Genomic DNA, 3,873 nt, shown 5'->3' on the forward strand with positions numbered 1-3,873 from the left:
CGCCACACCCTTCGGACGACCCGTCGTCCCCGAGGTATAAATCAAATACGCCACATCATCAGCCGACGGCACAGGCAACGTCGCCCCGTCGTCCCCCACGGAATGCACATGATCGAGTTCGACAAGCTCCAAATCACAGCCGGACAGCCGGGCCGCCAATCCCGCAGTGGTCACCGCGACAACAGGTGACGCGTCACCAAGCATGAATTCGACGCGCGCATCAGGATGCAGTGGATCGATCGGCAGATAGGCCGCTCCCGACTTCAAGATCGCCAGAATCGCCACGATGGAGTCAGCCGATCGCGGCAACAACACCGCGACGCACGTGCCGGGTCGGGCACCTTTGGTTACCAGCAAGCGGGCCAAACGGTCTGATGACTCATCGAGTTGCGCATAAGACATCGAACGACCGTCGAACGACAGTGCGACCGCTTCGCGTGAGCGCGTGACCTGTGCGGCGAACAAGTCCGTAATCGAAGCCGACGCGGCGACCGAGTCGTCCAGCACCGCTCGATTACCCCATCCCAACAGCTCCGTGTGCTCATCCTCGCCCAAGAAGTCCATCGACGACAGCCGCTGGTCCACATCGGCAGTGATCGCCGCGAGCACGCGCTCCAACCGACTGATCAGGGTTTCGATGCTGTCCGTATCGAAGACGTCCGTGCGGAATTCCGCCATTCCTGATATTCCGGCGAGTTCGCCGGTCGCATCCCACCGCTCCGACATCGACAATGTCAGATCCATACGCGCGGTTCGGGTCTCGGCTTCCAGTGGAACTGCCTCGACATCACCCAACGCCGATTCGGCACCCTCTGTTCTGGCGAAGTTCTGCCAGGCCAGTTCCACCTGCACAAGCGGGTGATGGGCCAGCGATCGAGTCGGGTTGAGTCGATCTACCAAGACTTCGAACGGCACGTCCTGATGCTCGAGTGCGGTGAGGCTGCGATGGCGAACCTGCTCCAGCACCTCCCCGACTGTCGGATCGCCGGACAGATCCACCCGCAACACCAGAGTGTTGACGAAGAAACCGACCAGTTCGTCCAAGGCGGGGTCCACCCGGTCTGCGACCGGGAAGCCCACAGCCACATCAGCACTCGCACTGAGTTTCGACAGCAGAACAGCCAGGGCGGCCTGGACCACCATGAACGGAGTCGCGCGATATTCCCGGGCGACGCGGCGGATCTGGCGCTGCAGGCCGGCCGGCCACGAGACTGGCACCCGGGCGCCTTCGTGACCGGCAATCAGCGGATACGGCCGATCCGTTGGCAACTCCAACCGCTCCGGCAGACCGGCCAACATATCTGCCCAGTACGCCACCTGGCCGGATATCCGGCTGTCGCGATCGGCCAGGTCACCCAGATACGAACGTTGCCACAACGCGTAATCCACGTACTGCACCGGCAAAGGCGACCAATCCGGTGCCCGGCCCTGGCAGCGACACGCATAGGCCGCACCGAGACCAGCCAACAGCGGACCGACGGAAGCGCCATCACCCGCAATGTGATGCACCACCGCTACCAGGACGTTGTCGCCCTCTCCGATGTGGAACAGCTCTGCCCGCAAGGGAATCTCGCTGGCCAGGTCGAAGGCGTGGCTCGTCACACGTTCGATCGCCTCGGCCAATTCGGCGCTGGTCCAACCGGTGGCATCAACTACCCGCCAACCGAAGTCAGCCTGCGCCACGGGGATGATCACTTGTCGAAGCGCCCCGTCGGACTCTGCGAATACAGTGCGCAGCGATTCGTGCCTGCCCACCATGTCCATCAGGGCGTGGCCGAGCGCATCGGTATCCAAATGGCCGCGCAGCCGCAGCGCCACTGGCATGTTGTACACCGGTGAGGGTCCCTGCAGATGGTCGAGGAACCACAACCGTTGTTGGGCATAGGACAACGGGAGGACCTCTGGGCGAGGCTGGGGCACCAACGGATCGCGTCCGCCCGCATTCTCACCGAGACGCACCGCCAGTTCAGCCACAGTAGGCGCATCGAAGACGGCGCGAACTGGAAGACTGGCATCCAAGCTTGCGTGAATCGCATTGATCAGTCGCATGGCGGACAGCGAATCGCCACCCAGATCGAAGAACGAGTCATCGATCCCTACCTGTTCCAATCCCAGGATTTGGGCGTATATCCCGGCCAGGATCTCTTCCTTCGGCATGCTCGGGGCACGGTAGGTGTTGGCGTCGGCGTACTCCGGCGCCGGTAGCGCTCGCCGGTCGAGCTTGCCGTTGACGGTCAATGGCAGAGCGTCGACCAACATCACCGCTACCGGGACCATGTAGCCGGGCAAGCGTTCGGACAACGCCACCCGGACAGCCGCGGGATCCGCTGCCCCAGTGACATATCCGACCAGACGCTTGTCGCCCGGCTTGTCTTCCCGCACTATGACGGCAGCTTGCTGGACGTCTTCCAGGGCAGCCAACGCCGTTTGGATTTCACCCAGCTCGATCCGATATCCACGGATCTTGACCTGCTCATCAGCACGCCCCAAATACCGCAACTGCCCATCCGGACCCCACAACGCCAGGTCTCCGGTCCGGTACATCCGCGAGCCCGGCATGCCGAACGGACAGGGCACGAATCGCGAGGCAGTCAACCCCGCACGACGGGCGTATCCGTAGGCCACGCCCTGACCGGCAACATACAGTTCCCCGACCACACCGACAGGCACCGGCCGAAGCAGCCTGTCCAGCACGAACAACGCGGCGCCCCGGACCGGCGAGCCTATTGGAACGACATTCGAACCGGCCTGCAACGGAGCACTGATCGAGGCATACACCGTGGCTTCGGTCGGTCCATAGGCATTGATCATCACCCGTCCACCGGATGCCCAATGGTCCATCACCTCGACGGAGCAGGCCTCGCCTGCCACCACCAGCGCCGTCGATTCCAGTCCCTCTGGCGAAAGGACTCCCACCGCAGAAGGGGTTTGGCTCAGCACACTGACCTTCTCAGCCACGAGAAGGTCATGGAAATCGTCCGGTGAACTGGCCACCGTCTCCGGCACCACCACCAGTCGTCCACCGTGCAGAAGAGCGCCCCACACCTCCCACACCGAAACATCGAAGGCATAGGAATGCCATTGTGACCACACGTCTGGCGACAAGATTCGGTCCAAGGGGACCAGCAGTTGTGCGACGTTCCGGTGTGGGACTGCGACGCCCTTCGGGACACCGGTGGTTCCCGATGTGTAGATCAGGTAGGCGATGTCATCGGCGGCAGGCGTCGGCAATGCGGTGCTGGGCTGCGTCTCGATACGCGGATCCCCGACATCGACGACATGCACATCGCATCGCGATAGCCGGTTGGCCCAACTCGCCGAGGTCAAGACGGCGACAGGTGCAGCATCGTCGAGCATGAACCGGATCCGCGCATCGGGATGCATGGGGTCGATCGGCACATACGCGGCTCCGGACTTCAGGACCGCGACGATCGAGATAATCGCTTCGGCACAACGTGAATGGAACAGAGCCACGCACCGGCCGGGCCCGGCGCCAAGGCCAATCAACCAGTGCGCCAAGCGGTTCGACGCCTCGTCTAGTTCGCGGTAGGTCAACGAACTCTGTCCGCAGACCAGTGCCACCGCGTCCGGGGTGCGGACGACCTGCTGTGCGAACATCGCCGGAACCGACGACACGGTGGTCGGCCCGGCCAAGGCAGCCCGGTTACCCACTTCGTCGAGGCGGGCGTGCTCGACGGCATCCAACACATCGATCGACGACAACGGCCGCCGCGGATCAGCGGTGACGGCATCCAACACGCGGTGCAACCGCTCCACCAGCATTTCGATGCCGACTGTGTCGAATACATCGGTGCGGAACTCGACAGTGCCGCCGATGCCTGCGGGTTCGCCGGCGTCGTCCCAGCGTTCCGA

1 protein-coding gene is annotated in these 3,873 nt (G+C 63.3%); it reads right to left on the minus strand.

The genetic code is table 11. The annotated features are described in order from the left end of the window. A partial coding sequence (locus tag A5779_RS01355) for a non-ribosomal peptide synthetase (protein ID WP_131811546.1) occupies window positions 1-3,873 on the minus strand: 3,873 nt, incomplete at both ends.

The sequence above is a fragment of the Mycolicibacterium peregrinum genome (genome assembly GCF_001665625.1).
Taxonomy (GTDB): Bacteria; Actinomycetota; Actinomycetes; order Mycobacteriales; family Mycobacteriaceae; genus Mycobacterium; species Mycobacterium peregrinum_B.